This is a genomic window from Xanthobacter sp. BG11Y11_SDJG (assembly GCF_057364445.1).
Genome location: NZ_JBNFNU010000463.1, coordinates 1 through 2,978, shown reverse-complemented (window position 1 = coordinate 2,978; position 2,978 = coordinate 1). Strand labels below are relative to the sequence as shown.

Here is a 2,978-nt window from a genome sequence, read left to right as displayed (position 1 = left end):
CGCGCGCCGCGCGCATGGCCGGCCCGAACCCGCCGCGGCGCAACGGCGACGGACCGGGCACCGCGGTCATCACCCGCACCAAGCCGCAGACCAAGCGCCCGAGCCTCTACCGGGTGCTGCTGCTGAACGACGACTACACCCCCATGGAGTTCGTGGTGCACGTGCTCCAGCGCTTCTTCAACAAGACCACCGACGAGGCCAACCGCATCATGCTCCACGTCCACCATCACGGCGTGGGGGAGTGCGGCGTGTTCACCTACGAGGTCGCCGAGACCAAGGTGACGCAGGTGATGGATTTCGCGCGCAAGCACCAGCATCCGCTCCAGTGCGTTATGGAGAAGAAATAGGGTCCGTCGGCGCGCCCCGCTGGCGCCGCGCGCTCGATCCATGCCGGCGCCAGCCTGAAGCGTGACCGCGCCCATCGGCCCTTCCTTGTGACAATTTCGGAACGGTGAACGCCCTCGACGCATCGAAGGGCTTGCGCACTGCCGCAACCGGTACGAAGTTTATCGGGACGGCGCGTGCTCCGCGCCCCGGCGCAGCTCGCCGGACCGGCGGCACGCGCGAAAGAGGTGTCGATGCCCACATTCTCCCGCAGCCTCGAGCAGTCGCTCCATCGTGCTCTGGCGCTCGCCAACGAGCGCCACCACGAATACGCGACCCTCGAGCACCTGCTGCTCTCCCTCGTCGACGACCAGGATGCCGCCGCCGTGATGCGCGCCTGCAATGTCGACATGGAGAAGCTCCGCCGCAATCTCATCGAGTACGTCGACACGGAACTCGAGAACCTGGTCCAGTCCGGCTCGGACGATTCAAAGCCCACCGCCGGCTTCCAGCGCGTGATCCAGCGCGCGGTGATCCATGTGCAGTCCTCCGGCCGCGAGGAGGTGACGGGCGCGAACGTGCTGGTCGCCATCTTCGCCGAGCGCGAGAGCCATGCCGCGTATTTCCTGCAGGAGCAGGACATGACGCGCTACGACGCGGTGAACTACATCTCCCACGGCATCGCCAAGCGTGCCGGCATGTCCGAGAGCCGCCCAGTGCGCGGCGCCGAGGAAGAGACCGAGACCAAGTCGGGCGAGGACGCGAAGAAGAAGGCCGACGCGCTCGACGCCTATTGCATCAACCTCAACAAGAAGGCGCACGAGGGCAAGATCGACCCTCTCATCGGCCGCGACAGCGAGATCAGCCGCACCATCCAGGTGCTGTGCCGCCGGCAGAAGAACAACCCGCTGTTCGTGGGCGACCCGGGCGTCGGCAAGACCGCCATCGCCGAGGGCCTCGCCAAGCGCATCAATGACGGCGACGTGCCGGACGTGCTCGCCACCGCCACCGTGTTCGCCCTCGACATGGGCGCGCTGCTCGCCGGCACCCGCTATCGCGGCGACTTCGAGGAGCGCCTCAAGCAGGTGGTGAAGGAGATCGAGGCCTATCCGAACGCGATCATGTTCATCGACGAGATCCACACGGTGATCGGCGCCGGTGCGACCTCGGGCGGAGCCATGGACGCGTCCAATCTTTTGAAGCCGGCGCTCGCCTCGGGCACGCTGCGCTGCATGGGCTCGACCACCTACAAGGAATATCGCCAGTATTTCGAGAAGGACCGGGCGCTGGTCCGCCGCTTCCAGAAGATCGACGTGGCCGAGCCCACCGTGCCGGACGCGATCGAGATCCTGAAGGGGCTGAAGCCCTATTTCGAGGACTACCACAAGCTGCGCTACACCAACGACGCCATCAAGGCGGCGGTGGAACTCTCGGCCCGCTACATCCACGACCGCAAGCTGCCCGACAAGGCGATCGACGTGATCGACGAGAGCGGCGCGGCGCAGATGCTGCTGCCCGAGACCAAGCGCAAGAAGACCATCGGCCTCAAGGAGATCGAGGCCACCATCGCGACCATGGCCCGCATCCCGCCCAAGAGCGTCTCCAAGGACGACGCCGAGGTGCTGGCCAACCTGGAGACCACGCTCAAGCGCGTGGTCTACGGGCAGGACAAGGCCATCGAGTCGCTAGCGGCGTCCATCAAGCTCGCCCGCGCCGGCCTGCGCGAGCCGGAGAAGCCGATCGGCTGCTACCTGTTCTCCGGCCCCACGGGCGTCGGCAAGACCGAGGTGGCCAAGCAGCTCGCCTCGGTGCTGGGCGTGAACCTGCTGCGCTTCGACATGTCGGAGTACATGGAGCGCCACACCGTGAGCCGCCTGATCGGCGCGCCTCCCGGCTATGTGGGCTTTGACCAGGGCGGCCTGCTCACCGACGGCGTCGACCAGACCCCGCACTGCGTGCTGCTCCTGGACGAGATCGAGAAGGCCCATCCGGACCTCTTCAACATCCTGCTCCAGGTGATGGACCACGGGAAGCTGACCGACCACAACGGCAAGCAGATCGACTTCCGCAACGTGATCCTCATCATGACCACCAATGCGGGCGCCGCGGATCTGGCCAAGCCGGCCTACGGCTTCACGCGCACCAAGCGGGAGGGCGACGATTCGGAGGCTATCAACCGGACCTTCGCGCCGGAGTTCCGCAACCGCCTCGACGCGGTGATCCCGTTCGGCCACCTGCCGCAGGAGGTCATCACCCAGGTGGTGGAGAAGTTCGTGCTCCAGCTGGAGGCCCAGCTCGCCGACCGCAACGTCACCATCGAGCTCTCCGACGATGCGAGCGCCTGGCTGGTGGAGCGCGGCTATGACGAGCAGATGGGCGCGCGGCCCATGGCCCGCGTGATCCAGGAGCACATCAAGACGCCGCTGGCCGACCAGGTGCTGTTCGGCCGCCTGAAGAGCGGCGGCCACGTGCGCGTGGTGGTGGAGGGCGAGGGGGCAAGGAGTCGAAGCTCGGCTTCGAGTTCCCCGAGGGGCCGGTGACGCCGAAGCCCGACAAAGATCGCCCCGCCCCGCCGCCAAAGCGCCCGGGCGCGCCGCAAGGCCTCTACCGCCGGGCAAGGGCCCGCGCGGCGAAAGCCCCAAAGCCCGGCAAAG

1 protein-coding gene and 1 pseudogene are annotated in these 2,978 nt (G+C 67.2%); both read left to right on the top strand.

Going from position 1 to position 2,978, the window contains the following annotated elements:
* Positions 1-14 precede the first annotated feature (14 nt).
* Entirely contained in the window at positions 15-347 is a 333-nt protein-coding gene (gene clpS / locus AC2W7M_RS22905) for an ATP-dependent Clp protease adapter ClpS (RefSeq protein WP_486135179.1), read from the top strand.
* Positions 348-578: 231 nt separating this feature from the next.
* Positions 579-2,978 (top strand): annotated as a pseudogene (gene clpA, locus AC2W7M_RS22900) (ATP-dependent Clp protease ATP-binding subunit ClpA); the annotation flags it as partial.